23 protein-coding genes, 1 tRNA gene and 3 pseudogenes are annotated in these 26,432 nt (G+C 69.5%); 16 read left to right on the plus strand and 11 right to left on the minus strand.

Annotated features, from left to right (window positions below):
* Positions 1–36 precede the first annotated feature (36 nt).
* Together ACFZDJ_RS09260 and ACFZDJ_RS09265 are read right to left on the minus strand one after the other, a co-directional pair.
* Positions 37–669, minus strand: coding sequence for a sigma-70 family RNA polymerase sigma factor (locus tag ACFZDJ_RS09260; RefSeq protein ID WP_390932995.1), 633 nt, complete (start codon positions 667–669; stop codon positions 37–39).
* A gap of 291 nt (positions 670–960) precedes the next feature.
* Positions 961–1,374: a hypothetical protein gene (locus tag ACFZDJ_RS09265; RefSeq protein WP_391057350.1), complete on the minus strand. Its 414-nt coding sequence runs from the start codon at positions 1,372–1,374 to the stop codon at positions 961–963.
* Between the two features lie 89 nt (positions 1,375–1,463).
* Between ACFZDJ_RS09265 and ACFZDJ_RS09270 the strand changes: the two genes are divergently transcribed.
* The 5 genes from ACFZDJ_RS09270 to ACFZDJ_RS09290 all read left to right on the plus strand — a co-directional run bounded on the left by ACFZDJ_RS09270 (position 1,464) and on the right by ACFZDJ_RS09290 (position 8,425).
* Positions 1,464–1,958, plus strand: a complete 495-nt coding sequence (locus ACFZDJ_RS09270) for a DUF1877 family protein (protein ID WP_384908688.1) — start codon at positions 1,464–1,466, stop codon at positions 1,956–1,958.
* A 228-nt stretch (positions 1,959–2,186) separates the two neighbouring features.
* Positions 2,187–2,648 carry a hypothetical protein gene (locus ACFZDJ_RS09275; protein WP_391057353.1) on the plus strand — a complete coding sequence of 154 codons (462 nt, stop codon included), beginning with the start codon at positions 2,187–2,189 and terminating at the stop codon, positions 2,646–2,648.
* Positions 2,649–2,949: 301 nt separating this feature from the next.
* Entirely contained in the window at positions 2,950–5,157 is a 2,208-nt protein-coding gene (locus ACFZDJ_RS09280; protein WP_390932997.1) for a transglycosylase domain-containing protein, read from the plus strand.
* Between the two features lie 177 nt (positions 5,158–5,334).
* Positions 5,335–7,656, plus strand: coding sequence for an N-acetylmuramoyl-L-alanine amidase (locus tag ACFZDJ_RS09285; protein WP_391057355.1), 2,322 nt, complete (start codon positions 5,335–5,337; stop codon positions 7,654–7,656).
* Positions 7,657–8,215: 559 nt separating this feature from the next.
* Positions 8,216–8,425, plus strand: a complete 210-nt coding sequence (locus ACFZDJ_RS09290) for a hypothetical protein (protein ID WP_384908799.1) — start codon at positions 8,216–8,218, stop codon at positions 8,423–8,425.
* Positions 8,426–8,930: 505 nt separating this feature from the next.
* On the opposite strand, the gene ACFZDJ_RS09295 is transcribed toward ACFZDJ_RS09290, so the two are convergent.
* Positions 8,931–9,344 carry a hypothetical protein gene (locus ACFZDJ_RS09295; protein ID WP_390932999.1) on the minus strand — a complete coding sequence of 138 codons (414 nt, stop codon included), beginning with the start codon at positions 9,342–9,344 and terminating at the stop codon, positions 8,931–8,933.
* A 289-nt stretch (positions 9,345–9,633) separates the two neighbouring features.
* On the opposite strand from ACFZDJ_RS09295, the gene ACFZDJ_RS09300 reads away from it, so the two are divergent.
* From ACFZDJ_RS09300 to crcB (ACFZDJ_RS09315), 4 genes are all read left to right on the plus strand, one after another.
* Positions 9,634–9,882: a hypothetical protein gene (locus tag ACFZDJ_RS09300; protein ID WP_390933000.1), complete on the plus strand. Its 249-nt coding sequence runs from the start codon at positions 9,634–9,636 to the stop codon at positions 9,880–9,882.
* Positions 9,883–10,384: 502 nt separating this feature from the next.
* On the plus strand, positions 10,385–11,017 hold the full coding sequence (gene crcB / locus ACFZDJ_RS09305; protein ID WP_390933001.1) for a fluoride efflux transporter CrcB: 633 nt from the start codon (positions 10,385–10,387) through the stop codon (positions 11,015–11,017).
* 86 nt (positions 11,018–11,103) lie between these two features.
* Entirely contained in the window at positions 11,104–11,442 is a 339-nt protein-coding gene (locus tag ACFZDJ_RS09310; protein WP_390933002.1) for a DUF190 domain-containing protein, read from the plus strand.
* On the plus strand, positions 11,442–11,810 hold the full coding sequence (gene crcB, locus ACFZDJ_RS09315; protein WP_099921533.1) for a fluoride efflux transporter CrcB: 369 nt from the start codon (positions 11,442–11,444) through the stop codon (positions 11,808–11,810). The genes ACFZDJ_RS09310 and crcB (ACFZDJ_RS09315) overlap by 1 nt, the downstream gene beginning before the upstream one ends.
* Before the next feature lie 407 nt (positions 11,811–12,217).
* Here crcB (ACFZDJ_RS09315) and ACFZDJ_RS09320 read toward each other — a convergent pair.
* The 3 genes and pseudogenes from ACFZDJ_RS09320 to ACFZDJ_RS09330 form a co-directional block, all read right to left on the minus strand.
* Positions 12,218–12,547, minus strand: a pseudogene (locus tag ACFZDJ_RS09320) (carboxymuconolactone decarboxylase family protein); the annotation flags it as partial.
* A 263-nt stretch (positions 12,548–12,810) separates the two neighbouring features.
* A complete protein-coding gene (locus tag ACFZDJ_RS09325; RefSeq protein ID WP_390933102.1) occupies positions 12,811–14,181 on the minus strand; it encodes an ATP-binding protein in 1,371 nt (456 codons plus the stop codon).
* A gap of 61 nt (positions 14,182–14,242) precedes the next feature.
* Positions 14,243–14,920: a response regulator transcription factor gene (locus ACFZDJ_RS09330; protein WP_168493900.1), complete on the minus strand. Its 678-nt coding sequence runs from the start codon at positions 14,918–14,920 to the stop codon at positions 14,243–14,245.
* Between the two features lie 136 nt (positions 14,921–15,056).
* Here ACFZDJ_RS09330 and ACFZDJ_RS09335 point away from each other — a divergent pair, with 136 nt between their 5' ends.
* The 3 genes from ACFZDJ_RS09335 (at position 15,057) to ACFZDJ_RS09345 (ending at position 17,405) form a co-directional block, all read left to right on the plus strand.
* Positions 15,057–15,692, plus strand: a complete 636-nt coding sequence (locus tag ACFZDJ_RS09335) for a hypothetical protein (protein ID WP_391057358.1) — start codon at positions 15,057–15,059, stop codon at positions 15,690–15,692.
* 223 nt (positions 15,693–15,915) lie between these two features.
* Entirely contained in the window at positions 15,916–16,683 is a 768-nt protein-coding gene (locus ACFZDJ_RS09340; protein WP_391057362.1) for a GtrA family protein, read from the plus strand.
* Between the two features lie 134 nt (positions 16,684–16,817).
* Positions 16,818–17,405 (plus strand): hypothetical protein, encoded by a 588-nt coding sequence (locus tag ACFZDJ_RS09345; RefSeq protein ID WP_168509811.1) that lies wholly within the window; start codon positions 16,818–16,820, stop codon positions 17,403–17,405.
* Here ACFZDJ_RS09345 and ACFZDJ_RS09350 read toward each other — a convergent pair.
* Positions 17,393–18,364 (minus strand): TolB family protein, encoded by a 972-nt coding sequence (locus ACFZDJ_RS09350; RefSeq protein ID WP_391057365.1) that lies wholly within the window; start codon positions 18,362–18,364, stop codon positions 17,393–17,395. The genes ACFZDJ_RS09345 and ACFZDJ_RS09350 overlap by 13 nt on opposite strands.
* Before the next feature lie 205 nt (positions 18,365–18,569).
* Between ACFZDJ_RS09350 and ACFZDJ_RS09355 the strand changes: the two are divergent.
* Positions 18,570–18,767 (plus strand): annotated as a pseudogene (locus ACFZDJ_RS09355) (site-specific integrase); the annotation flags it as partial.
* A gap of 52 nt (positions 18,768–18,819) precedes the next feature.
* Here ACFZDJ_RS09355 and ACFZDJ_RS09360 read toward each other — a convergent pair.
* Positions 18,820–18,893: transfer RNA gene (locus ACFZDJ_RS09360), tRNA-Gly, on the minus strand.
* Positions 18,894–19,381: 488 nt separating this feature from the next.
* Here ACFZDJ_RS09360 and dcd point away from each other — a divergent pair.
* Complete coding sequence (gene dcd / locus ACFZDJ_RS09365; RefSeq protein ID WP_261688281.1) at positions 19,382–19,957, plus strand: dCTP deaminase; 576 nt, start codon at positions 19,382–19,384, stop codon at positions 19,955–19,957.
* A gap of 23 nt (positions 19,958–19,980) precedes the next feature.
* Entirely contained in the window at positions 19,981–20,496 is a 516-nt protein-coding gene (locus ACFZDJ_RS09370) for a phosphoribosyltransferase family protein (protein WP_390933018.1), read from the plus strand.
* Between the two features lie 100 nt (positions 20,497–20,596).
* Here the strand turns inward: ACFZDJ_RS09370 and ACFZDJ_RS09375 are convergent, their stop codons facing one another.
* On the minus strand, positions 20,597–21,607 hold the full coding sequence (locus ACFZDJ_RS09375) for a Yip1 family protein (RefSeq protein WP_384908724.1): 1,011 nt from the start codon (positions 21,605–21,607) through the stop codon (positions 20,597–20,599).
* A gap of 103 nt (positions 21,608–21,710) precedes the next feature.
* Positions 21,711–23,213, minus strand: a complete 1,503-nt coding sequence (locus ACFZDJ_RS09380) for an FG-GAP-like repeat-containing protein (RefSeq protein WP_391057368.1) — start codon at positions 23,211–23,213, stop codon at positions 21,711–21,713.
* Between the two features lie 367 nt (positions 23,214–23,580).
* Here ACFZDJ_RS09380 and ACFZDJ_RS09385 point away from each other — a divergent pair.
* Positions 23,581–24,850: pseudogene (locus tag ACFZDJ_RS09385) on the plus strand (RNA-guided endonuclease InsQ/TnpB family protein).
* Here the strand turns inward: ACFZDJ_RS09385 and ACFZDJ_RS09390 are convergent.
* Positions 24,847–26,118, minus strand: coding sequence for an FG-GAP-like repeat-containing protein (locus tag ACFZDJ_RS09390; RefSeq protein WP_391057853.1), 1,272 nt, complete (start codon positions 26,116–26,118; stop codon positions 24,847–24,849). The pseudogene ACFZDJ_RS09385 and the gene ACFZDJ_RS09390 sit on opposite strands and share 4 nt — an antisense overlap.
* Positions 26,119–26,432 lie beyond the last annotated feature (314 nt).

The following is a 26,432-nucleotide window of genomic DNA, read 5'->3' on the forward strand; positions in this document are numbered from 1 at the left end:
TGATGCCTGTCAGTCGGTCACTGTTGCCGGCGTCGTTCATTTCGACTCCCCCAGCGTTGGGGAAGCCTCATTCGTCACACCCTTGTCCGATTCACCGGCGACGCCCAGCTGGCGGGCGAGGCGTTTCAGGCCCCGGTGGGCGGCAGTGCGCACCGCTCCCGGGCGCTTGCCGAGGACGCGCGCGGCGGCGGGACCGTCCAGGCCGACGACGACCCGCAGAAGCACGGCCTCGGCCTGGTCCCGCGGCAGCCCGCGGACCAGTTCGAGCGCCCGCTCGGTGGACAGGGACTCCAGGGCCTCTTCATGGGTGCTGTGCCGGCTGGGCAGGTCCAGTACGTCCTGTTCGGTCCCTCCTGCCCGGGGCCGTACGCGCTGGCGGCGCAGATGGTCCAGCGCCCGGTGCCGGGCGATGGTCGAGGTCCAGCCGCGGAACCCGGCCCCGTCCCCCTTGAAACGACCGAGGTCACGGGCGATCTCCAGCCAGGCGTCGGAGGCCACGTCCTCCGCGTCGTCGCCGACCAGGCCGCGCAGATAGCCGAGCAGGCCCGGCTGCACGATCCGGTACGCGAACGCGAAAGCCGCCTCGTCGCCGTCCTGGGCCCGCGCGACCGCCGCGCCCAATTCCCCGTCGTACGCCTGTACACGCCGGGGTTGCCGTACCTGGCCCAAGACTGTCCTCGTTCGTACCGGGTTCATGGCGAGTGCGTGCCGTCCGCCGTGCTCCGGTCGCATCGACGGCCCCATGGTGATCAGCGTCGGTCCTCACAGAAGTGTCACAACGCATGGGCGCCCCTTCACGTCGTCGCCGGTGCCCGCCACCCAGCCGCCGAGGACGCGAGGGCGGGCGCGGGGAGCTCCCGAGAGCCGCGCCGCGCCGGGACCCCGCCCACTGCACGGGGTTCCGGCCGCCCCACGCACGTATCGGACCGGTGGCGGGCGGTCCGGCGCGGATCACGGACCTCACCGCGGCCGCCGGTCCCGGGGTTCGGGTTCGCCCGCCGTCGCGTCGCGGCACAGCAGCCGCAGTGAGCCGTGTCCGGCGAAGCAGCGGCGGGCCTCGTCGATGGGATCCCACGGCCGTCCCTCGGCCGTGCGGATCCTGTGGTGGCCGTCCGCCTCCCACCACTCGGCGCCCGTTTGGCGGACGATCACCTCACCCGCATACGCCCCGAAGCCGCGCAGCACGCTCTCCACGGCGGCGAAGGGTGTGTCCTCCCGCCGCAGGTCGTCGATCATCCGGTCGACGCGCCACAGGCTGGATGCCGAGTAGTCGAGGCGCAGCCGTGCCCCCTCCCGCATCGTCGCCACCGTGTCCGCCGCCCACCGCACGGGCCTGGCCGCCGCATGGGGTCTCGTCTCCTGATCTGTCGTCACATACGAAGAGAGCGAGGTCGGCGGTCGATCCGTTACGCGGTTCCGGCGGGCCGCGTAATGCTTCGGGGTCCTTGTGCGCTCCCTCTGGCATGAGTACGTACCTCCGTCTGCGAGCGGTGCCGCCCCCCGCACTGCGCAACAGCACGACCTGGCTCGAACGGCTCTTCGAGGACGACTCGGAGACCGTCCGGCGCCGGGTCGGCCGGCACCGTGAAGAGGAGCTGGACAAGCGCTATCTGGACCAGGAACGCATCTACGCCGGCGCTCCCCCGCACCGTGCCGAAGACCGGCCCCAGACCCAGGTGGTGCTCGGTGGTCGGCCGGTGTTCCGCGCCGACCGGCACAAGTCGCCGTTCCTGGTGCTGACGGCGGCCCAGGCCCGCCGGGTGGCCAGGTTCCTGGCGATGGCCGACTTCGACGCGCTGTGGGATTTCGCCCGCGCCGAACTGCTGCCGCGCTACGGCGGCGTGACCGCGGAGCCCGAGACGTGGCGTGCGTTCGCGGTGGCGCACCAGGAGTTGAGGGCGTTCTACGCACAGACGGCCGAGTGCGGGGACGCGGTGGTGAAGTGGCTGCCGACCTGAGGCGCGCGTAGGGCGCGGGTCAGGAATCCTCGGTCGACAGAGGCGCCGCGTGTCCGCCTCGCCGAGGGCGAACGGCACGCTTGCTCCCCGCCGGCCATTCTCCCGCACGCGGGCCCCGGGCGAGCCATCGTCATGATCGCTCACCTTTCGTCCGGCTCGTTCCCCCGGTCGAGCAGGTACGTACGGCGAGGCCGAGGTGTAACACTTCCGGCCGAGTGCGCTCTTTCCATGCGGACGACCGCGGCGGTCGGCCAGGACAGAGGGGCACGACTCGTGCGGCGGATGGACGAAAGCGGCGGGGCCTGCGGCGAGGATCCGTACGGCCATGCCGGGCACGCGTATGCCTACGGCTACGAGTACGGCGCCGGCGTCGGCACGGACACGGGCACGATGTCCTGGGACTCGGTGGAACTCGCGCAGTGGACGCACTCGGAGTACAGCACCCATGCGACGGGGACGGACCCCCACGCCACCGGAACGCATCCCTACGTGGCCGGACCGGACCTGGCCACGACGGCATGGGACTCTCCCCACGGTGACGTCCTCACCGTGCCGCCCCCGGAGTTCGACGCCGGCGCCCCCGTACCGGAACCGCAGACTCCGGCGAACGAGTCGGTGCGGCCCGTCTTCGTCGACTCCTCGGGGCGACGCCGGCGTGCCAACGGCTCGTCCCACCATCCCGTGAAGTGATCCAAGGCCCTGATGTGACCGATCGCCGACGCCGCAACGCTCCTGCCCGCAGTCGGCGCCGTACGACCCCCCTCCGGCGGTCGGCACTGTACGACGGCCTCCCACAGCCCTCCCCCTACCCCGGTTTCCGGCAGCCCGGACCGTCCAAGACACCGCAGTTGTACTGAGAGGACAGTGATCAGAGCCCATGAGCGGACACCGGCGCCGACCGCCGCAGCGCTCCGTCGGCGGCACGCGTGCCGAAGGAGACCGCGCCACGGGCCACCGGGCCGCACATCGTGACCAGGCCCCCCGACAGGACATGCCACGCCGTGCCCGAAGAAGGACGCCGCAGAAGAAACGCCGGATCGACTACCCGCGCCGAGGCAGGACGGGCCCGCGCCGCTGGCTGCCGTCGGTGCGCCAACTGCTGGCGCTCTTCCTGCTCTTCTTCGGCGGCACGGCAGCGGTCGTCGGCTATGCCTACGCCACGGTCACCATCCCCGACCCCAATCCCACGACACTGCTGCAGAACAACATCTACTACTGGTCGGACGGCACGGTCCTGGCGACCGACGGCAGCGTCAACCGGCAGAACGTGTCGCTCTCACAGGTACCCGCCGACGTGCGGTGGGACTTCATCGCCGCGGAGAACGCCTCCTTCTACACCGACCCGGGCATCGACCCGCAGGGAATCCTCCGCGCCGTCGTTCACATGGCCGCGGGCGGCTCCGTCCAGTCCGGCTCGACGATCACCCAGCAGTTCGTCAAGAACACCTACCTGGACCAGTCGCAGACGGTCTCACGCAAGTTCAAGGAACTGCTGATCTCCACCAAGATCGGCGCCGGGATGACCAAGGAGCAGATCCTCCAGGGGTATCTGAACACCTGCTTCTTCGGTCGTCAGGCCAACGGCATCCAGGCCGCGGCGCGTATGTACTACGGCCTCCCGGTGGAGAGGCTCGACGCGAGCCAGGGAGCCTTCCTCGCCGCGGCGGTCAACGAGCCGAGTCTCTTCCAGTACGCGGACTCCGATCCCGCGGCCAGGGCAAAGGCGCAAGCACGCTGGTCCTGGGTGCTCGACCGGATGGTGAAGACCGGCAAGCTGACACCCGGGCAGCGGGCACGGTACGCGGCCGCCGGTTTCCCCACGCCCAGGAAGTGGACCCGCGGTTCAGGGCTCACGGGCGAGACCGGCTACCTGGTCCAACTCGCCAGGTCGTATGCCGAGACACACGACCCGACCATCACCGACAGCGGCCTGAGCAGGGGCGGCTACCAGATCCACACCACCTTCGACAGGAAGAAGACGGCGGAACTGACGAGGGCTGTCGCCACGGTGCGGGGGCAACGCCTCGACCCCGCCCACCGGCCCGTCGACCGGGACGTCCAGGTCGGAGCCGCCTCGGTGGAACCCACGACCGGCAGGATCCTCGCCGTCTACGGCGGTCCCGGCTTCGACCACGCCCACTACTCGGACAACGCCGACACCTCCGGCGTCCCGGTGGGATCGACCTTCAAGCCCATCGTCCTCGCCGCCGCACTCCAGCACGGAGCGGTACTGCAGCCCGGCAAGTCACCGGAGCCGATCACCCCGGCCGGCAAGTTCAACGGTGACGACGGCATCAAGATCAAGGACCAGCAGGGCAACTACGTCGCCGACCCCAAGGACCCCACCGGGCTCCTCCACCAGCACAACGACACCCCCCAGCGCTGGGGCTACATCCCGCTGCGCAAGGCCATGGAGCAGTCGGTCAACACGCCGTACGTGCAACTGGGAGAGGACGTCGGCTACGGAAACGTGGCGAGGACGGCCGAATCCCTCGGCCTGCGCCCGGGCAGCCTCGCCGCTCCCAGCGCCGGCTTCTACATCGGCACCTCCACACCGAGCGCCATTCGCATGGCAGGCGTGTACGCGACGTTTGCTGCCGACGGGATGCAGGCCACCCCGTACTCGGTGACGAAGGTCACCCACAACGGCGCGGCACTGGCCGGCTTCTCCGCCCCCGCCCCCGTGCGAGCCCTGCCGGCGGCGGTCGCCGGCAACGTGACCGACGTGCTCCGGGGCGTCATCGCCCGGGGCACCGGCACCAAGGCCCAGGCTCTCGGCAGGACCGCGGCGGGCAAGACCGGAACCACCGACGACTACCGTTCCGCCTGGTTCATCGGCTACACCCCGCAACTCGCCACCTCTGTCGTCCTCTTCCGAGAGGACTCGAACCACCCACAGTTGCAGTCCCTGGCAGGCGTCGGTGGCCTCCAGAAGGTGTTCGGCGGCGACATCCCCACCGAGATCTGGACCCAGTACATGCGCGACGCCCTCGCCGGCCTGCCCGACGCCCCCTTCCCCGCGCCCGCCCCCCTCGGCCGCGGCACCGACGAGCCCGGCGCTCCCACGCCCTCCCCGTCCGCGGCCCCCGCCAAGCGGGGCGGCAAGAGCGGCAAGAGGACGACCACCACTGCCGCCCCCACACCGGGCGCCCCAGCAACCGGTTCCAAGTGCCACCGCCACAAGTGCCGTTCGCAGTGATCTACATCACCGAGGTCTGTCGCCCCGTGATGTTCGGCGGACGCGGCGCGCTGTAGAGGGCGGCCACCTGTGTGACAGGTGTGCCTCATGTGACTTTTTTCTGTGGCCTTTTCGGGCCTTCTAGGGGTGGAGTACGTGGTGGGTCGTCGTACGTCGCATGTGTACAGACCGCTGAACATGAAACGACGGGCGTGGCTGACGCTCGGTGCGGTGGTCCTCGGAGGCGGGGGCGTGGTGACCTACGCCGTCGCCAGTCCGTCCTCCGATCCCGGCGCGGCCGGCCGGGCCAAGCGGCCGGCGAAGGTGTACGACCTCGCACTGAAGGGCGGCACAGGCGACAAGCGGGAGCTGCCGCGCACGGACACCGAGCAGTTCTCGATGCTCGGCGTCTCCTGGACGGGGGCGGCCAAGCGGCTCGACGGCACGGCGCAGGTACGCACCCGCAGCCTCGACACCGGCCAGTGGAGCGCCTGGCGGGACCTCGAACTGAACGTCGACCCGCTCGAGAACCCCGGCGTCGGAGTGCGCGGAGCGTCCGAGCCGTTGTGGGTCGGCCCCTCCGACGGCATGCAGGTGCAGGTCATCCGCAAGAACGGCACCAGCAGCTCCGCTCTGCCCAAGGGCCTTGAGGTCAACCTGGTCGACCCGGGGGTGGTGACCGACGCCGAGACCAAGGCCGGCGGCACCGCGGCCGAGCCTGCCGCGTTCGTCGCCGATGAGAGTCCCGGCGCCACGGCATCCGCGCCCACCGACTCCGCCGCGCCCAGCGACGGCACCACCGTCGCGCCGACGGACGGCCAGACCACCACATCCCCGGCTGCGACGGACACCACGCCGGCGGCCACGGACTCCGTCCCGCCCTCCGCGTCGGCGTCCCCCACGGACTCCGTGTCGCCCTCCGACTCGGCGTCCCCCACGGACTCCGTGTCGCCGTCGCCGAGCACGTCCTCCAGCGCGCCGCCCTCGGCGCCGCCGTCCACCGTGCCCGAACCGCCGATCGTCTCGCGCGCCGACTGGGGTGCCGACGAGTCGATCAGCCCCGAGGCGCCGGAGTACACCGCGGACGTGAAGGCGATCTTCGTCCACCACACCGACGGGGCCAACGACTACTCCTGCGCCGACTCGCCGTCGATCATCCGGAGCATCTACGCGTACCACGTCCAGGTCAGCGGCTGGAAGGACATCGGCTACAACTTCCTCGTCGACAAATGCGGCACCATCTTCGAGGGCCGCAAGGGCGGCGTCGACCTCCCGGTGTTCGGCGCACACACCTACGGCTGGAACCGGGAGGCCGCAGGCGTCGCGGTGCTCGGTGACTACACCACCACCAGCGCCACCAACGCCACGCTGGCATCAGTCGCCCGCCTGGCGGCCTGGAAGCTCGGCCAGTACGGCGCCGATCCCGCCGGAACCACCCAGCTGACCGCGGGCGCGAGCCAGCACAACTACTTCAGCACCGACTTCACCGCGGGCAGCAAATACACCTTCCAGCGGATCTCCGGCCACCGGGACGGCTACAACACACAGTGCCCCGGCGGCCTGCTCTACGACCAACTGCCGACCATCCGCACCTGGGCATCCGGCCCGGTGCAGGGCCTGAAGGTCAGCTCGGTCGACGGCGCGGCCCTTTCGGGCTCGACGTACTACACCAAGGGCGGCATCACCGTCCGCTGGACGGCCACCACACCGGCGTCGTTGATCTCCAAGTTCGAGCTGCTGGTCGACGGCAAGAGCGTCGCCACCACCTCCGGCACCGCCACCTCCGTCGGCGCCACCCTGCCGCTGGGCAGCCACACCGTCGCCGTGCGGGCCGTGCACCAGTCCGGCAAGACCGCGACCAGTGCCGCGCTGAGCGTCGTCGCGGAGACGACCGCACCGACCTTCAGCACCAACCCGAAGCTCTCCCTGCGCTCCGGCACCGTCAGCACCAGCGCCGTCCCGGTCACTCTCGGCTGGAAGGCCACCGACGACAAGGCCCTGCGCGAGGTGAAGCTGCTGTCCCCCACCACCGCCACCTTCGGCCCGACCACCACCACCACCTCCAACCGCACCGCCAAGTCCGGTGCCGCCACCATCTGGTCGATGCGGGCCTACGACTACGCCGGTAACTACCGCACGTCCTCGCCCTCGTACACCCCGGTGATCCTGCAGGAGACCGCCGCCACGAAGTCCGGCAGCTGGACCACCCGCTCCTCCACCAGCTACCTCGGCGGGCAGTCCTACTCCAGCGGTTCCAAGGGCGCCAGCCTCACCTGGACCTTCACCGGCCGCTCCGCCGCCTGGGTCGTCTCCCGCGCAGCCAGCTCCGGCCAGGCGTACATCTACGTAGACGGCACCAAGGTCTCCACCGTCGACCTGAAGTCTTCCACCACCCTGTACCGGCAGGCGATCTGGACCAAGACCTGGTCCAGCAGCGCCAAGCACACCATCAAGATCGTCGTGGTCGGCACCAGCGGCCGTCCCACCGTCACCACCGACAGCCTCGTCTACATCAAGTAGCCCAAGCCCAGCGAAGACGGGGCGCGCCACGCCGACCGGCGCATGCGGTCCCCCAGCACGAAAACGGCCTTCACGATCCGGTGTACGCGGTCGTGAAGGCCGATTTCGTGCTGGGGTCCGAACTACGCGCGGACCCGGAAACCCTGTGGTGGAACGCGGTGGACGAGGTGCCGAAGGACGCGCGGATACAGATGTGACTGAATCTGCACAGCGAATGCGCAACTGCGTCACGGGAGCGTCCTGTTGGGTCTGTTGGTGGAGAGTTGTCCTGCTCCGAGCCGCCGTGGCAATAGCTGTCGCTTTCCTGTGCGGGGCTACGTGTAGAGAAGCTGCCCTCAATTCGTGTGCATGCGCGCATGGATGAGAAGCCGACTGTTTCAACTGCCCTGCCGGGAGCAGCGACCGACTGGATGCCGGGCACGCTCCGTGATTTGATCCTTCGCGCCGACGGGATCGCGCCAAGACGTCCGGAAACGGATGGCACGCGCCTGCGGTCGCGGCCCATCCCCAGCTTGGCCGCTCCCCCTTGTGGAACATCCATACGAAGGGCAGTTTCATCATGAACTCCGCTCCCCAGGTTCAGACCCTTGAAATCTCTGACGCCGAGCTCGACACCGTCTCCGGCGGCCTGAGCCCGCAGGCCGGCATCGCCGCCGGCCCCACGGCGATCACCAGCTCGGACCTCGCGGGCCAGTTCGGCGCGGTCAAGGACGAGGTCCTGGACACCGTCGGCCAGTACCACCAGGTCGGCGCCACTGTCTCCTTCTGATCGTCAGATCGGGGACTTCCTGATCGCGGGATCGCCGATGCCGGCAGTCTGACCCCCGATCGGCGTCCACAGCGACAAGCCCCCTGCCCGCGGTTCTTCGCCGGCAGGGGGCTTGATCGTCAGAGGCTGCCTCTACATACATGAGTGGTCGTCATCGGTCGCCCTTGGCCACTGCCGAGCGGCCTTGAAGGCCCAGGGACGGCCCCGTCGAACACGCTCTGGCATCGTTCCCCGCCGTCATGTGAGGCCGGTGAACTGTGGGTCCTCAGACCTGATGCCCGTCGGCACGCAAGTGCCCGGCATCGCTCGCGCGCTCCGCGACGTTTCGGCCGGGGACGGATGCGATCGAGGGCCGTGCCGACAAGCGTCACCCCGCCGGTGATCAACATCAGGATGGAGGCGACGCGGTACATGCCGGTTCCATAGACCGGCACTTGCGCGATCATGAGCGCTCGGCATGTCGCCACCCTGTGGCATCGGGGCCTTGTGAATGCGAAAGCGGCACTCAGTCCCCTTCGGGCGAGCCACCGGACTTGTCCGTGCGCATCAGAATTCCGGGGCAGTCCGGATCGACTTCGCCCGTGTAGTGGTTTCGCCAGAAGTAGCGACTGGTGCGCGGCAGCGGCACTTCCACAAGCCGGCCGTCGTGCATCATCCACAAGCCGAAGCAGTCATCTTCCTCGTCGTGGATCAGCACCTGTACGGAGTGCGGGGATGGCCAGGGCTGAGACTCCAGGTGCTCCAGGAGTCCGACCCAGCTGCTCCGTCGTATGAACTCAATGGCCCAGCCGCCGAACATGCCATGCCCGATATCCGCGAATTGGCCACGCCACTTTCGGTTGGGGTCCGGCTGTGTCAGCGGTTCCATGATCTCTTCTGCGCTGCTGGCCAGCACGATGACCTCGGCGAATCTGCTCATGGCCGAGTATCACCGGAGGCATGGGAGGAACCGCAATCGAGTTCCGTCTCTGCAGTCGACATCCGCGATCCGAGGGCGACGACGGCGAGAGGCCGGCTCCGAGACCTTGGGCTGGAGCTGCCATGGGGCGAGTGATCGGGATCGATGACATGGTTCGTGCCGAGCGGGCGAAGCACCACGACGACGACCCCGCGCACCACAAACAGAAGCCCGACGGTGTGGCTGGCCTGGTGGTTCTTCGCGGCCCGAGGGACGCGCTGGGTTCTTCGCGACCCGAGGGACGCTGGACGTGGACGTACCCGGTGCACCCTGGGAGTGGGGCATTTACCGCGCCGCGAGCCACAGGGGTTCCCGCCCTGCCGAAGGGAAGGACGTTCAGCATCTTCCGGCCGAGATCGTCCTCGTCGACGACCTGGTCGTCCCGCAGGCGTTCGTGACCCGGCTCGACCGTATGCAGGGGGTATTTCTGGCGACTCTCCAGCCCGTCGAGGTCGTCGATAGCCCCGCCGGGGCCGGCCGCGGTAGCCAGGCGTGGTGAACAGCCGCCTGTCCAGTCCCTGATCCGGCGGGCGGCCGGCGGGCGCGGTTCGTCGGCCCGTGTTTGCGCTCCCGCGTGCCCGGGGCATCCGGCGGTCCTCGGCTGTCGGCGCCGCGCACAGCTCCGATCCGGGAAGTGCGCCGCCACAGGCGCCGCGCGCGGACGTGGCTGGTGGGGATCCAAGGGTTCCATGCCGTATATCGGCTGATGTGCGTCGTACGCTGGGAAGTGCAACAAGAGGGCGGTGGGGCTCGCCGAAACCGCGACCGCTACGACTGGGTCGACAACAGTCCCTACCTGATACCTGCCACGCAGGCATCTCCACAGGTAGGAGAAGATCATGCCCCGGCCATTCAGCCCCCCGCCGCAACAGGGACGTAATACCGGGAGCCCGCACGGAGCTGCGGCCACCCCTGCGGCCGGTGCAACCCACGAGGGCGGCCCGCTGCGTCGCGCGGGCCACCGTGGGACCCCTAGCCCAGCCCGCACAAGGAAGTGCCGCATGTCCGGCGGAGAGGGCCCCGAGGCCCAGCCCCGCGACGACCTGCCCCCAGCTGAGACACTGCCGGTCGACCCCGACATCGCCGTGAGCGCCGAACCGCAGGCGCCACCCCAGGAGCCTTCCCCCGGGACCCGGCGGCCACGGCAGGCGGACGTCCTGGCAGTCATCGCGCTGGGCGGCGGACTGGGCAGCGTCGCACGCTACGGCATCGCCCACGCCTGGCCGACCCCGAACCGGGGATTTCCCTGGGCGACGTTCGTCACCAACATCTCCGGAAGTCTCGCGCTGGGACTCCTCATGGTCTACGTCCTGGAGGTGTGGCCGCCCTCCCGCTACGTGCGCCCGTTCCTGGGTGTCGGCGTCCTCGGCGGCTACACGACCTTCTCCACCTTCACCGTGGAGATGCGCCACCTGCTCGCCACCACCCACTGGTCGATGGCCGACGCCTACGCCCTGACCAGCCTTGTCGTTGGACTCGTAGCGGTCTGGACAGGCATCGCGGTGGCCCGCCGGGCCGCCGGGCTACCAGTGCGACGCGGACCCAGCCGCCGCGACCAGACACCCTCCGCGCCCCCGCCGGCACGGCTACCCGCCTCACCCGGCGATCCGCCCCGTAAAGGAAGTTCGCGATGAACCCGCACTTTCCTCGGCGCCACCAGGTGGATGACGGCCTTCCCTCTCGCGCGCCACGCGCGCCCCTCAAAGGCCCGGGCCTGCGCATGACCGTCTACCTCGGTGAGTGGGACCAGTACCACCACAAGCCGGCCTACACCGAGATAGTCCACCGCGCGCACCGCGCCGGGCTCGCCGGCGCCAGCGTCTTCCGTGGCTTCGAGGGCTTTGGCATCTCCTCGCTCGTGCACACCACCCGCCTGCTCGACCTCGCCGAAGACCTCCCCCTGACCGTCGTGATCATCGACGAGGAGGACCGTGTGCGTGCCTTCCTCTCGGAAGTCCGCGACGTCGTCCCCCATGCGCTGGTGACCCTGGACCCGGTGCAGGTGGTCGCCCACCTCACCGGCGTGCCTCGTCCGCTCGCCGAGGGGGAGATGAGCTGATGCCTGTCCTCATGGTCTTCCTGGGCGGCATGATCGGCGCCCCTCTGCGGTATCTCACCGACAAGGCCGTCCAGGCTCGCCACGACAGCGTCTTCCCCCTCGGCACGCTTACCGTCAACGTGGTCGGCTCGTTCATCCTCGGCGCACTGGCCGGAGCTGCGGCAGCCCACGGTCTGCCATCGTCCGTGATGCTGCTGCTCGGCACCGGCCTGTGCGGCGGACTGACCACCTTCAGCACTTTCTCCTTCGAGACCGTCCGTCTCCTTGAGGACGGTTCCCTCGCCGAAGCCGGACTCAACGCCCTGGGCAGCCTCCTGCTCGGCCTCGCCGCCGCAGCCGCCGGCTACGCCCTCCTGACCTGGCTGTGACCCGCTCCGAGGACATTTCACGGTCCGGGGTACAGGCTCAGGGCGTCGAGGCCGCACCTGACTGCGTTCGCGGACTCGGACTTGGACGAGATCACCGCACCCCGTGTGTGTGAGTGGCGGGCCGAACGGCTGCGAGTGACCGGAGCCAAGACGATCACTGCCAAGGCGTACCGCCTTCAAGAAGAGGTCGCCGCGGGCCTCGACGCCACCGTCCGGAAGGCTCGGGCGGCGACCACCGAAAAGGCACCCAAGCCGAGGGCCGGCGCCGTATCGCGAGAGGAGCATTCACCGAGTGAACATCCTGGCCGTTCACTCGGTGAACAGACTTACGCCGCTAGGGCGCGTTCAGCTTGCCGAGGCGGTTGTCAACGGCCGCCCTGAACCGAATAGGTGACTGGGCGCCTCGGTCATGCTGTCGAGGCCGCATCGGACGTCTCAGGGCGCGTGGCCAGCGGGATCGCGCAGGCGTCGGAGAAGCCTTGTGATGTGACGCCGTTCGCCACGTTGGCCCTGGTCGCCAGGTTGACGTAGGCGATGTACGCGGTGAGCTCGATCATCGCCGTGGAGCCGAGCCGGTCGAGCAGGCTCGCGTAGAGCTCGTCGGTGACAGTGGGCGGCGTGTTCGTCATGGCCTCGGCGTACTCCATCACATCCCGCTCAAGCGGCGAGAACACCTCCGACATCCGCCAGCGCGGTACCTGGCTCGCCTTGGTCAGGTCCAGGTTCTCGTTCTGCGCCTGACGAGAATCGAACTCGCGCTCTCGGCTCGGGAAGCGACGGCGCTTGGTCAGTTGAATAGCTCCTGACCTGGGACTGTGTGCACTGGCGCGGCGTCCGTAGGTGCAGGAACGTGCTGCTCTTGACCGTGGTCGACCGGGCCTGAGGGCACGCTCTGGGCACGAGGAGCGAAGACCACTGGAGCGCCTGTCCGGTCACGGCGGCGATGCGCTCGAAGTCGCGGGGCGGACGCGGCGATCGCCGTCGGACCCGAGCGTCCGCTTCAGGGCCCGGATGGCGACAGCGGGAGGCGGGCGACGATGCCGGCACCGTACGGGCGGGGTTCGACGCGGAGAGTGCCCTGGTGCTGATGGGCGATGTCGCGGGCGATGGCCAGCCCGAGGCCGGCTCCGCCCAGGTCCCGGCTGCGGGCGTCGTCCAGGCGGGTGAAGCGCTCGAAGATCCGCTCACGGTCGGCATCGGGAATGCCGGGTCCGTCGTCGGTCACCTCCAGTACGGCCAGGCGGGCGTCCTGGTCGGTGTGCAGCGTCAGTTCGATGCGGTGATCGGCATGCCGTTGGGCGTTGTCGAGGAGGTTGGTGAGGAGTCTGACCAGCCAGCCGCGGTTGCCCTCCACGGTGAGGCCGGGTTGCAGCCTTGTGTCGATGGGGAGCCGGTCGCCGTGACGCGCGGCAACGGTCGTACGGCAGAGTTCGGCCATGTCCAGAGGGATGCGGCTGACCGGCTCGGCCGCATCCAGGCGCGCGAGGAGCAGCAGGTCGGAGGCGAGGTCCTGGAGCCGGACGGTGTCCTCCAGGGCGTCACTGACCAGGTCGGGCCACAGGGCCGGGTCCGGATGGGCGAGAGCGACCTCCAACTGGGTGCGCAGGACGGTGATGGGGCTGCGCAGTTCGTGCGAGGCGTCGGCGATGAATCGGCGCTGGCGGACGACGGCGTCCTCCAGGCGGTCGAGGGTGGCGTTCATGGTGCGGGCGAGGCGGGCGACTTCGTCCTGGGCGGCCGGTACCGGGACGCGGCGGTGCAGAGCGCGTCCGGTGATCTCGGCGACCTCGGAGCGGATGGCTTCCACCGGACGCAGGGCCCGGCCGGTCACCCACCAGGTGACCAGGGCGACCGTGGCCAGCAGCAGCGGTGTGCCGATGCCCAGCGCGACCTTGGTGATCTCGTCGGCCGCGTCCGCGTCCCGCAGCGACGTGCCCGCGTACACGGTGACAGCGCCGCCGGGGGTCTGGGCGGTGACGGCGACGATCCGCTGGCGGTGCCCTTCGCCGAATGGTTCGCCGGACCAGGTGGCGCGCAGCCTGCCCTCATGGGGGCGCAGGTCGGCGACGGCCGGACGGCCGACGAGGTTCTGGCTGGCGGCCACCACGCGCCCACCGCTGTCGACGACCTGGATGAAGTCGGCGCCGTGGGTGAGAGGCAGCAGGTCGGGCAGTTTGCCCTCGGCGGCCAGCTGACCGACGGTGTCCGCCTGCGCGGTGGCCGCGTCGTTGGCATTGCGCTGGAGGTCGGCGTGCAGCATGGCGAACAGCGCGAAGGAGGCCGCGGTCAGTGCGAGGGCGACGACCGCGGTCGCCCCGAGCGTCGCCCGGGCCCGCACCGATCCCGGCCACGGATGTCGTACGAGCCTCACGGCGGCGAAGCGCAGGCGCCGGATCGCTGCCGGTATCTCGCCGGCGCGGGGGGCGACTCGTCTAGCCACCGTCGGCCGCCAGCCGGTAGCCGGCGCCGCGGATGGTCTCCAGGGCGCAGCGCCCGAAGGCGGTGTCGATCTTGCGGCGTACGGCGCTGACGTGGACCTCGACGAGATTGGGGTCCGCCTCGAAGGCCGAGTCCCAGACGTGTTCGAGGATCTCGCGCTTGGACACCACCTCGCCGGCCCGGCGGGCCAGGTACTCCAGAATGGCGAACTCCCGTGCGGTGAGCCGGACTTCGGTGCCGCCACGGACACATGTGTGGCCGGCCGGATCGATCACCAGGTCACCGAGCCGGAATGCCGGAGGGAGCCGGTGGCCCGTACGACGGTGGAGCGCGCGGAGCCGGGCGACCAGGACGACGTAGGAGAACGGCTTGGACAGGAAGTCGTCGGCACCGGTGTCCAGCGCCTCGGCCTCGTCGTACTCCCCGTCCTTGGCAGTGAGCATCAGGATCGGTGTGACGCTCCCGGCCGAGCGCAGCCTGGCGCAGACCCGGTAGCCGTTGAGGCCGGGCAGCATGATGTCGAGCACGACCACGTCGTAGCTGTGCTCCAGGGCGAGCCACAGTCCCTGGTTCCCGTCGTGGGCGACATCGACGGTGAACCCCTCGGCCCTGAGCCCTCGCTGCAGAGCGGCGGCCAGCCGCTTCTCGTCCTCGACCACCAGTACGCGCACGGCATACAGCCTCGCACGCCGGAGCGACGGTGGCTGAAGACGCCTTCAGCCACCTTCAGCCTGGCTTCAGCAACGGCATTCCAAGCTGATCGCAGCCGCCGGCACCGGGCCGGTCGAGGCGATCAGGAGCCCGAGCATGTCCCAACCCGAACCGCCGCAGCAGCCCGAGTCGACGCCGGACTCACCGGTTGCGCTGCCGAAGCCAACCAAGTCGGCCAAGACCTTCCGGGCGCGCCTCCCCCGGGTGAGCCGTCGCCGTGGGACCGTCCTCGGCGCCGCGGTTCTCCTGGCGGCCGCGGCCGGCGCCGTTGCGGTCGTCCACCACGACCACGATGGAAAGGGCGACCACGGCCGGTTCGCGGCAGAGCACAGGCGGGCGGACGGCCGCGACGACCGGCAGGGCGCATACGGGCAGGCACGAGGCGGTCGCGGCGGCCAGAACGACGAATCCAGGCTCGGCGGCAACAGCCAGGGCACCCAGAACAGCCAGAGCGGTCAGAGCGGTCAGGACGGTCAGAGCGCTGCAGGGACCCTCGCGCCCGCGCCGCTTCCGGCGGTTTCGGCCGCGGCGGCGATCGAGGCGGCCGGCAAGGCGGTTCCCGAGGGCAAGACGGAGGCGCTGCGCGTGGTCGCCGAGCAGGGTGGCGGAAGCGCGTGGGAGGTCGAGGTGCTGGGCACCGACGGCGTCCGGCACCTGGTCACCATCGACGGTGCCGCTGGCACCGTGACCGGCAACACCGTCGCGCCGGCCACCTCGGACACGACGAACTGACGGCCCAGCCCCCGAGCCGAGGGTGCGGCGCGGCTCACCCTCGGCTCGGGGGTGCACCGCCTCGGCGCCGTGAGCGGGCAGCGGCATGGTCCGACCCAGCCCGCCCCAGAGGTTCACAGCTACCTCGTCCGGAAGGAAACCCATGAAGTCGCCGCTCGCGTCGAAGCCGGAGACGGCGCGCGAAACACGGTGTGGCACACGGGTCACGCCACGTACGGTGCGGATGGCGACCGACCGGAACGACGCACGGTGGATCCCGGTCGTTCCCGGTCCCACCACTGCCTTCGCCCGTTTCGTCCTGTGTGGCGGCGGTGTCGGGGTCGCCTCCAGTGCCGCTGTATCACTGTGCGCCGCTCTGATGCCGTGGATGGTGGCGAACGCGCTGATGACCGCCACCTCCACCGTCCTCTGTACGGAGCTCCACGCACGCTTCACCTTCGGGGCCGGGCAGCGCGCCGGATGGCGCCGGCACTGGCAGTCCGCGGGGTCGGCCGCTGCCGCCTACGCGGTGACCTGCGCCGCGATGGCCGTTCTGCACACGGTGCGGCCGTCGCCGGGGATCTTTTCCGAGCAGGCCGTCTACCTCAGCGCCGCCGGGCTTGCCGGAACCGGACGTTTCCTGGTGCTGCGGCTGTTCGTCTTCGCCGATTCCGCCCATGACGGGACCCGGATCGCGGCGCCGGATCAAGGACGTCGTACCGGCCGGGCCGCACCAGGGATCCGCCTGTTCCTCACCGAGGCCACCGCGAAGACGCACGCTACGGGACCGTGCGCAGGTCGTGATCTTCGCCTGCGGGCATCAGCCGCGCACGCCCGGGACCTGAGTCCGGCGCATGCCCATGCGGCGGGCCCGCGAACGCAGGCTGGACTGGTCTCCCCCGCCGGGTTTCCCAGGTCGTCCGGCGTGGCCGTGCGCCATCACTCCACTCCGGTGTCGCGACCCGGCGCGGGCAGGCGGCAGTGGTGGTTGGCGAAGCAGAGGTCGTCGTAGGTCGCCGACAGCACCGGTACGGACGGGTCCTTCATCTGGTGCGAGGTGGACACGGAGCTCGTACATGCCTGACAACCGTCGCGGTGGCGAGGCCATCTGGTTCACCATGGGGTGTGCGATTCGATTCCGTTCCCATGCCGGCGACCGTCGAGGCCAGACCTCGTGACAGCCGCGGCTATCCCGTACCCGCCATCACCCCGTGGGAGGGCGACGAGCCCCAGTTCGCGCTCACCGACTACGGGCGCAGCGCCGAGTGCGCACGACAGCGTCTGTGTTCCGTCTGCAACACCCTGATACCCAAGGGTCCGGTGTGGCGGGTGGTCGGCGCCGCGGAGGGTTCCGCGATCCGCGAGGCGCTTGCTGCCGGGCGGCCGTACCGCAACATGGCGGCGACCCTGGAGGCGCCGGGGCACCGCGCGTGCATGCTCTACGCCTCGATGGTCTGCCCGTATCTGGCGCGCCCCAACGCGCGGCGGGGGCTGACGGCACAAAGCCCGGACGACATGACCGCGCATGTCGTCCGGGGCGCTGTTCGTGGCGATATGGGTGCCGTGGTGGGGTACGGCGACTACGAGTTCGCCGTCACCAAGACCCAGGTTCTGTTCCGTTTTCTCGATGTGGTCGAGTACCTGCCGCATGACACGGCCGACCAGCACCTGCCCGAACTCCAGGCTGAACTCGCCCGCTCCGGCGGCCGGTTGGGTGGCGGTCAGCCGCGGTAGGCGGGCAGGCCGGTGTGCTTGGAGACCTTGACGGGCTTGCCGAAGCCGTGGGCGGTCTTCGTGATGGTGTACGTACCGGTCGGGGCGCGGAAGGCAAGGGTCTTGCCGTTGGGCGACCAGGTGGGCTCGGTGTAGTCGGCGGTGGCGTTGGGGGTGACGTCCTTGACGACATTGGTGGAGCCGAAGTCCTCGACGAAGAGGTGGTCGTGCCCGTGGACGGAGCGGACGAAGACGACCTCCTCGTTGTCGGGGGAGAGAGCGGGCTCGGAACCCTTGGTCAGCGCGCCGCCCTGCTGCCGCAGGTAGTCGTCGCGGATGTAGACCTCGCCGGTGTGGGTGTTCTCGTAGACGGCCGAGCCGTAGCTGCCGCCGACATTCGGCCAGGTGTTGTTGGTCTGGGGGACGTTGCCGTCTCCCGGGTCGCCGTTCAGGCTGATCTTGGCCGGCTTGCCGTGGTTGCTGGTGGCCTTGACGCCCTCCAGGACGGTGCTGCCGTGGATCTTGGCCGAGAAGATGAGGTTGTTCTTCGCGGGGATCTGGTTCGTCCGGTCGGCGGCGGTCACCTGCCAGGTGGGGTGGGACCAGGTCTGCCCGCCCGGGTTGGCGGCGACGGTGACGCGGTGGCTGCCGTCGGGGTTGGAGACGACGAGGTCGCCGTGCCCGTCGATGAAGGCGGCCTTGCTGCCGCTGGGGTTCCAGGCCAGGTCACGGACCGTCGTGCCGAAGTCGATCGACTTACCGTTGACCACGACGTGGCGGGTGCCGTCGCTGATGGTGAGTCCCCTGGGCACGGTGACCGTGTGGGCGGACGCGGCTGCGGCGACCATCGCGGCGCTGCCCTTGGCGTCGCCGCCGGAGGAAGCGGCCATCGCGGTTGCGGCCGTGCCGCACAGGGTGAGCAGTGCGGCGGCACCTGCGGTGGTGACGGCTGCGGTGTTCCGACGGCTACGAGCGGACATCGAGGTTCCCCCAGGGATGTGAATGACGCTGCGATGAGAGTTTCGCGGGAACCGCCTGCCGTCCCCGGGACCTGAACCGGTCCGTCGGCCTGCTGCCCTTCGCGATGAGAGAAGTCTTCCGACAGGGGGTGACAGGGCTGTGCGCTCGCTGTCACAGCTGTGCAATAGCGGGTCAAATGAGATGAGGAAACGTCAGGAACGGGCGCCGAAGTGGCGCCGGGCCCGTGCAGCCGTGGGCCTCCCGGACGGCTTCCGTTTCCACGACCTTCGTCACACCGGACACACGCTCTCGACTCGTTCGGGCGCCACGCTCAAGGACACGATGGTCCGGGCCGGTCAGTCCTCCGAGAAGGCCGCGCTGATCTATCAGCACTCCGACGAGGAACGGCACGCGCGCCCCGCCCACCGGTCTGGACAACAAAGAACCCCCGGGTCATCGACCTGGGGGTTTCACATGGAGCGGGTGACGAGAATCGAACTCGCACTCTCAGCTTGGGAAGCTGATGTTCTACCACTAAACTACACCCGCGTAAGACGCCGGTCACCCGGTGTCGAATGCTCGCTCACTCTACCTCATGCCCGGTCCCTGGCGCTGACGCCGTGGGGCCGGTGCGCGTTTCGGGGGGTGGACACGGGTGCGGGGGACCGGAGTTGGGGCGTACGGTGGAGGGGTGGAAGAGGGTCTGGGCGGGACCGGAGTGCCGCCTGGAGGGCCGTTCCTTTCGTCCCGTAATGTGGCTTACGTCGTCAGTCAGACGCGGCTCTTGGGGAAGGGACTCTGAGGACTTGATGGAGCGCACCGTCGTCCGTTGTGCCGAGGGGCACGTGTTCAGCACCGCTTCGTTCCCGATGCAGCAGGCCGAGCGACTCGGCCCCGGTCGATTGGTCCGGTGTCCGCGGTGTGCGCGGCTCCGGAGCGTCGTTCCGGTCACGCTCGAGAAGCGGTAGGACTCAGCGGTAGGACCTGGGGCGCGGGGACTGTGCGAAATGCTGACAGTCCCCGCGTATCCTCGGGGCGTGCTTCTCTCAGACAAGGACATCCGGGCCGAGATCGACGCCGGCCGGGTCCGTATCGACCCGTACGACGAATTCATGGTGCAGCCCTCGAGCATCGACGTGCGGCTCGACCGCTACTTCCGGGTGTTCGAGAATCACCGTTATCCACACATCGACCCCTCCGTCGAGCAGGCCGATCTGACTCGGCTCGTCGAGCCCGAGGGGGACGAGCCGTTCATCCTGCACCCCGGGGAGTTCGTGCTCGCGAGCACGTACGAGGTGATCTCGCTTCCCGTGGATCTTGCCTCGCGGTTGGAGGGCAAGAGTTCGCTCGGACGGCTGGGGCTCGTGACGCACTCCACCGCCGGGTTCATCGACCCCGGCTTCTCCGGGCACGTGACCCTGGAGCTGTCCAATCTCGCGACGCTTCCGATCAAGCTCTGGCCGGGCATGAAGATCGGGCAGCTGTGCATGTTCCGGCTGAGCTCGCCGGCCGAGTTCCCGTACGGCAGCGACCGGTACGGCTCCCGCTACCAGGGCCAGCGCGGGCCGACCGCCTCCCGGTCCTTCCTCAACTTCCATCGGACCCAGGTGTGAGCGGGAGCGGGGAGAGCGAGGACATGAGCTTGTCCGACGCGCGGGAGAACCTCACCTACGAGCGGTTCGGGACCGCGGTCCGTGAGCTCGCCCAGACCATCGCCGACGACGGCTACCAGCCCGACATAGTGCTCAGCATCGCCCGCGGGGGTGTCTTCGTCGCGGGTGGACTGGCGTACGCCCTCGACTGCAAGAACATCCACCTGGTCAACGTCGAGTTCTACACCGGCGTCGGTACGACGCTCGACATGCCCGTCATGCTCGCTCCCGTTCCGAACGCCATCGACTTCTCCGACAAGAAGATCCTGATCACCGACGACGTCGCCGACACCGGCAAGACGCTCAAGCTCGTGCACGACTTCTGCGTCGACACCGTCGCCGAGGTCCGCAGCGCCGTGATCTATGAGAAGCCCCACTCGCTGGTGAAGTGCGAGTACGTATGGAAGCGGACCGACGACTGGATCAACTTCCCCTGGAGTGTGTTGCCTCCGGTGCGTAAGTCCGGAGAGCCGGTCACCCCGTCGAAGGAAGCGCTCTGACCTGGCCCGGGCAAGGGATGGAGAAGGCCCCCGGCAGTGGTTCAGTGCCGGGGGCCCTCTCGTACGTACTCGACGTTACGCGGCGTACCGCGCGTCCTTGCTAGAACGTGCCCAGCTTGATGATCGACAGGATCGCGATCAGTTGGATCGCCGACGCTGCCAGTGCCTTCGGCCACGGGAGGTCGTGGGACTTGCCGACCATGAGGGTCAGCAGGGCGCCCGCAGCGACCCAGGTCGCCCAGCCGAGGAGCTGTACGAAGGACGCGTTGCCGCCGAAGAACATGGCGACGATCAGGCGGGGGGTGTCCGTGATGGACATGATCAGCATGGAGAGCCCGACCGTGGGCTGCCAGGCGCCGTCGCCGCCGAGCTGGCGGGCCAGGGTGTGGGTGACCACGCCCAGGATGAACGTGCTGATGACGATGGCCACGGCCGTCGTCAGGACGATCGGGACGGCGTTGGAGAGGGTGGCGTTTATGGCGTCCTTGCGGGCGCCGTCGAAGCCGAAGACGGCCAGCAGGCCGTAGAGGAACGTCACGATCAGGGCCGGGGCCCACATCGTGTAGTCGCGCATCTGCAGGAAGGTCTGGTTGGGGGCCGTGACGATGCCCCTCAGCAGGTCCTTCCAGTGCAGACGGGGGCCGATCGGCGGGGCCGCCGCCTGGCCGGCACGGTAGGTCCCGCCCTGGGTGTAGGGGTCCTCGCCGACCGAGAAGGCCTGGGTGTGACCGGGGCTGTTCGCCGCGTACGGGTCGGCACCCTGCTGCGGGTGACCGTCGCCGAAGTACTCCGGCTCGCCGTGACCGCCGGCGCCGCCGCCGTTCGCCTGGGGCCAGCCCGGCTGCCCGCCCTGCTGTCCGCCGCCGTACTGCTGACCCCCGTACGGCTGCTGCTGCGAGGGCGCGGGCGGGTAGCCGTACGGCTGCCGGCCTCCCTGCGGAGCCTGCTGTCCGTACGACGGTCGGTGTTGTTGCGGTCGCGCTTGCGGGGCCCGGTCGTCCCGGCCGCGTCCGATCCTGAATCCAGCCACGTAATCGAACGTACCTGGTCCCGCACAGTGGCGTGCCGGGAGCGGGCCATTGGAGGGGGGTTTGGGTCCGAGCTGTGACATCCCCTAAGGGGAGGAGCGCGGGTGTCCCTTACGGGCTCCCAGGCTCCGTAAGAGGGCGGAAGCCGGGCCCGTGGGTGCGGGCCCGGCTGAAGGACAGCTGGACTCAGTCCGCGAAGTTGGCGCCGAACGCCGGAGTGCCCGTCGTCGAGACGCCCGCGTCGGCCGGCCAGATGGCGCGGGAGCCGGTCGTGGTGATCTTGGACCCGTTGGAGGGCAGGTAGGTGACGCTGCCGTCGCCACCGTTCTCGTAGGAGCCCACGAGGAGGTCGGCCTTGCCGTCGCCGTTGACGTCGTCGAGCTTCGTGTCCAGGCCGAAGAGGTCGGACTTCTCGTCGTTGCCGGGGACGCCCGGTGTGCTCTGGGCGAAGGCCTGGGCGCCAGAGGAGGTGTTGACGCCGTGTGCGGAGCCGTACAGGACGGTGACCATGCCGGTGTCCGCGACGCCGTTCAGGTCCTCGTACGCGGCGCTGACGACCAGGTCCTGGTAGCCGTCGCCGTTGATGTCGCCGAGGTCGAGCTCGTAGCCGAAGCTGTCGGCCTTCTCCGAGCTGCCGGGCACGCTGCCGGAGTTCTGGGTGATTCCGGTGGTACCGGCGGGGCCGGACGCGGAGCCGTAGGTGATGTTCACCTTCCCGCCGAGCGCGGAGTCCGGGATGGTCGTGCCGTCATCGGTCTTGTTGTCCCAGTACGCGCCGCTGACGATGTCGCCGAAGCCGTCGTTGTTGATGTCGCCGATGGCGGTGATGATGCCGGGCTTGAGGGCCTTGGCGGCGGAGACGTTCAGGCCGTTCGCGGTGCCGGGCACGTAGTAGTTTGTGTTCCAGCCGTAGTCGGTCCTGGTCTCGAAGCCGTCGACCACCAGGTCGGTGCGGCCGTCTCCGTTGATGTCACCGGCGGTGAGGTTCCGTGGGCCGAGGGCGTTGCCGCCGGACTGGATCGGGGGCTTGATCGTGGTACGGGCGAGGCCGGCCGCGCCGGTGGAGGTGATACCGCCGCGATAGACGTAGATCGTGCTGGAGGAGTTGCCGACGGCCAGGTCGGCCTTGCCGTCGCCGTCGAAGTCGCCCGCGGCGATGGTCTTGCCCCAGTAGTCGTGCGAGGAGCCGGCCGGGTCGGCGATGGCCACACCCTTGCCGGTGAGGCCGCTCGGGGAGCCCCACAGGACCGCGAGGGCACCGGCGTCGGTGTCGTTGCCGAACTTCTCGTGCGCAGAGGACACGGCGAGGTCGTCGTAACCGTCGCCGTTGAAGTCCGCGTACGCCGTGTCGGAGCCGAAGATGTCCCCGGCCTCGGCGGTGCCGGGGACACCGGCGGTGTTCTGGCTGAGCGTGGAGCGCTTGGCGCCGGACACGCCGCTGTGGGTGCCGTAGAGGACGACGAGCTGGCCGGCGGCCTTGTGGCCGCTCACGTAGGCGTCGGAGGCGGAGAAGGCGACATCGCCGATTCCGTCGCCGTTGAAGTCGGCCTGCGGGACCTTCGTGGAGTCCGCGGCCGTCGCCGTCACGGCCGAGAAGGTGAGGAGACCGCCCGTCAGCGCGGCCGCGGTGGCCGTCGCGAGGGCGAGTCTGAAGGCGTGCGTGCGGTGCTGCGGGTACTGCTTGTGCATGCGGGGGTCTCCTGCGGCATGCGGGGACGCCTGGCGGGCATTCCCAGTCAATGGGGTGCGGACCGCCCGCGTTCACCGGAAGTTGTCCCGGGGTTCGGAGGCTGGTCGGCGAACAGAAGACCTTGAAAGGGGGGCAAGGGTTGTACGTGAGTTTGATCAATTCCCGTAACGCCGGTGGCGAGTGCAGCTGTTGGTGAGGTGACTCGTGGTTCAGCGAATTCTTGCGAGGAACCCCGGGCGTTTACGCCCGGATGCCTTCTCCGGCGGAGCCGGGTGGTGCGAGCGCATGGCCGGTCGGTTCGCTCAATGTGATGAACGGACTCGCACGTGTAGTGGCGTCTCGCACGGGTGCCTACGATCGGTGATCGTGAAGCTGGTCGTGCAGGTCAAGCTGGAGCCGACACCGCGGCAGGCGGCGGCGCTTGAGGTGACCCTGCGTGCCTGTAACGAGGCCGCGACCTGGGTGAGCGAGACCGCCTTCGAGCGCGGGGAGTTCAAGAACTTCGCCCTGCGCAAGCAGGTCTACGGCGAGGTCAAGTCCCGCTGGAGCCTGGGCGCGCAGGCCGCCCAGCACGTCATCAAGAAGACGTGTGACGCGTACGCCACGCTGAAGGCGCACCTGAAGGCCGGGAACCTCGGCAGGCCCGGCTCACGCCGCTACCGCCGGGCCACCGAGAAGCCGATCGCCTTCCGCCCGCAGGGCGCGCAGCCCTACGACGACCGCATGCTGTCCTGGCAGATCGTCGAGCGCACGGTGTCCATCTGGACCACCAGCGGCCGGGTCAAGAACGTGACGTTCACCGCCTCACCGGAGCAGCTGGCCACGCTGGCCCTGTACCGCAGGGGCGAGTCGGACCTGCTGGAGCGGGACGGCATGTGGTTTTTGAACGCCACCTGTGAGGTCCCCGAAGCGCCGCTCAACACCGATCCGGTGGACTTCCTCGGGATCGACCTGGGGATCGTGAACATCGCCACCACCAGTGACGGCGAGATCATGGCCGGACGCGAGCTGAACCGCATCCGCCTGCGCGAGCGCGGCCTGCGGGCCAAGCTGCAGAGGAAGAACACCCCGTCCGCCAAACGGCGCCTGAAGAAACGGCGGCGCAAGGAGGCGAGGCGGGCACGGGACATCAACCACAAGATCGCGAAGCATGTGGTGGCCGAGGCTGGGGGTACCTCCCACGCCCTTTAGGCAGTGGGGGAGCACCGGTCGCGGAATCGCCCTGGAAGACCTGACGGGCATCCGCGAACGGGTACGGCTTCGCAAGCCCCAACGGGCCACCCACTCCTCCTGGGCCTTCTCCCAGCTGGGAGTGTTCATCGGATACAAGGCCCGCCGGGCGGCGGTGGCGGTGGTGTACGTCGATCCGGCGTACACCTCACGCACCTGCGCCGAGTGCGGGCACATCGACAGGGCGAACCGGGTCTCCCAGGCCCGGTTCGCGTGCCGGAACTGCGGATTCGTTGATCACGCGGACCGGAACGGCTCCCGCAACATCCGTGCCAGAGCATGGGAGTTGTGGCGACGCGGGGCCCAGTCAACGGCCCCTGCCCCACCCCGGAAGCACCCGGATGGGGCTGGACGCAAACGCAGCATCACACCCAGTGATGCCCGTTGTGCAAGCCTGTCGCTTTAGCGACGGGTAGTTGACGAGCCCATTCCCAGGAACTCGGACGTGGAGAACGTGACCGTCGGCTTCGCCGTCACCAGCGCCTCCTTGCTGCCCGCGTACACCGCGACCGTGTCCTTCGTCTCCCCGTCGTACGTCCGTACGACCAGGTCAGCCCGCCCGTCCCCCGTGAAGTCGGCGACGGTCAGGACCCGGGTGGTGCCCCGGGCCGGTGGCGGCACGGTCACCATCCCCGTCGCGGACAGTCCGGTCGTACGGCCCCGCAGGATCCGCAACTCCGCTCCGCTGGAGACGAGTTCGCTCACGCCGTCCCCGTCGAAGTCGCCGGCGTCCAGCACCGAACCGGGGGTGCTGATGCTGTCACGTACGGCGGTGGGGAGGTCGTAGCGCAGATACGTTCCGTCCATCGAGCCGACCGCCGCGTCGAGGGCGCGGCCCCTGCCGAAGCGGCCGAGGGCGACGTCGATGCCGCTCGGCAGGGCGGTGCCGGTACGGGTGGGGCCGGCCGGGCTCCCGAGGACGAGCGCGGACGTGCCGGGGCCTTCCGCCGTACGGACGAGGAGGTCGTCGTAGCCGTCGCGGTTCACGTCGAGGGCGGGGCCGGTGGGCACGGTGCCGGGTGAGGGGAGGGGCTTGCCCGCCGCGCGCGGGGCGCCCTTCCTGGTGAACGGGCCGCGCAGATAGCTGAGTCGGCCGTCCGAGGCGTGCACGACCAGGTCCTCGGCGCCGTCGCCGTCGAAGTCGCCGCACACGGGCTGGTCGGGCCAGTCGTTGCCGGCGCGGGCCCCCTCCGGGATGACCAGCTCGACCGCCCTGCCGGTGAGGCCGGCCGGGGAGCCGAAGAGGATCTGGAGGGGGACGGGGGGCCGGCCCTGGCCGTCGTACGGCGGGTCCGTCGACACCACGAGATCGGTGAAGCCGTCCCTGTCCAGGTCGCAGCTCGCCTCCGCGTCGAAGACGGCGGGCGACCGGCCCTTCGTACGGGCCGCCTGGCGCGCGGGGTTCAGCAACTGCCGTGCGCCGGGCGCGAGTCCATGTGCGGTTCCGGTCCCGTAGACGATCCCGATGCCCGCGTCGTCGCCGTGGGCGTCGTCGGGGCCCTTGACGAGGTCATTGAGGACCAGGTCGCGATGGCCGTCGCCGTTGAAGTCGTCGGCGGCCTTGCCGCCCTTGCCGCGGGGGACGGGGAGTTGGGCGGGGGCCTTGGCGACGGTCACGGGTTCGTGTCGCGCGGAACCGGTGTTCCCGGTGCCGGCGCATCCCCCGAGCAGCAGTACGCAGCTGATCGCTCCGGCCCGTATACCGGCTTTTCGCCCGCCCACCGTTCACCTCATCCGCCCCACTGACAACAACCTCGCCATGATGCTCCGGTTTCGGTGGGAGCGGTATCGCCACCTCGGAAAGGGCTGTGTGTCAGCGATGAGTTTTACAGAATTGTTGACAATATTGAGCGGCTCAATTTACGTTCGCAAGGACCGGACAAACGGGGGCGGCGCCCGGCGCGAAGAATGGTCCGAACGCCCCTGACCAGCCGTTTCGGCCGCCGTATGGCCGCCGTGAACAGGGAGAAGGCTTTCCGTGAAGCACA

The sequence above is a fragment of the Streptomyces sp. NPDC007896 genome (genome assembly GCF_042959425.1).
Lineage (GTDB): Bacteria > Actinomycetota > Actinomycetes > Streptomycetales > Streptomycetaceae > Streptomyces.

What these genes read in the sequence shown, in the direction of transcription:
- ACFZDJ_RS09310 (WP_390933002.1), top strand. Translation starts at nt 11,104, where the DNA reads ATGACCGTCTACCTCGGTGAGTGGGACCAGTACCACCACAAGCCGGCC.
- ACFZDJ_RS09375 (WP_384908724.1), bottom strand. Translation starts at nt 21,607, where the DNA reads ATGTCACAGCTCGGACCCAAACCCCCCTCCAATGGCCCGCTCCCGGCA.
- ACFZDJ_RS09280 (WP_390932997.1), top strand. Translation starts at nt 2,950, where the DNA reads ATGCCACGCCGTGCCCGAAGAAGGACGCCGCAGAAGAAACGCCGGATC.
- ACFZDJ_RS09290 (WP_384908799.1), top strand. Translation starts at nt 8,216, where the DNA reads ATGAACTCCGCTCCCCAGGTTCAGACCCTTGAAATCTCTGACGCCGAG.
- crcB (WP_390933001.1), top strand. Translation starts at nt 10,385, where the DNA reads ATGTCCGGCGGAGAGGGCCCCGAGGCCCAGCCCCGCGACGACCTGCCC.
- ACFZDJ_RS09335 (WP_391057358.1), top strand. Translation starts at nt 15,057, where the DNA reads ATGTCCCAACCCGAACCGCCGCAGCAGCCCGAGTCGACGCCGGACTCA.
- ACFZDJ_RS09275 (WP_391057353.1), top strand. Translation starts at nt 2,187, where the DNA reads ATGCGGACGACCGCGGCGGTCGGCCAGGACAGAGGGGCACGACTCGTG.
- crcB (WP_099921533.1), top strand. Translation starts at nt 11,442, where the DNA reads ATGCCTGTCCTCATGGTCTTCCTGGGCGGCATGATCGGCGCCCCTCTG.
- ACFZDJ_RS09295 (WP_390932999.1), bottom strand. Translation starts at nt 9,344, where the DNA reads ATGAGCAGATTCGCCGAGGTCATCGTGCTGGCCAGCAGCGCAGAAGAG.
- ACFZDJ_RS09380 (WP_391057368.1), bottom strand. Translation starts at nt 23,213, where the DNA reads ATGCACAAGCAGTACCCGCAGCACCGCACGCACGCCTTCAGACTCGCC.
- ACFZDJ_RS09370 (WP_390933018.1), top strand. Translation starts at nt 19,981, where the DNA reads ATGAGCTTGTCCGACGCGCGGGAGAACCTCACCTACGAGCGGTTCGGG.
- ACFZDJ_RS09345 (WP_168509811.1), top strand. Translation starts at nt 16,818, where the DNA reads ATGCCGGCGACCGTCGAGGCCAGACCTCGTGACAGCCGCGGCTATCCC.
- ACFZDJ_RS09340 (WP_391057362.1), top strand. Translation starts at nt 15,916, where the DNA reads ATGGCGACCGACCGGAACGACGCACGGTGGATCCCGGTCGTTCCCGGT.
- ACFZDJ_RS09350 (WP_391057365.1), bottom strand. Translation starts at nt 18,364, where the DNA reads ATGTCCGCTCGTAGCCGTCGGAACACCGCAGCCGTCACCACCGCAGGT.
- ACFZDJ_RS09270 (WP_384908688.1), top strand. Translation starts at nt 1,464, where the DNA reads ATGAGTACGTACCTCCGTCTGCGAGCGGTGCCGCCCCCCGCACTGCGC.
- ACFZDJ_RS09285 (WP_391057355.1), top strand. Translation starts at nt 5,335, where the DNA reads ATGAAACGACGGGCGTGGCTGACGCTCGGTGCGGTGGTCCTCGGAGGC.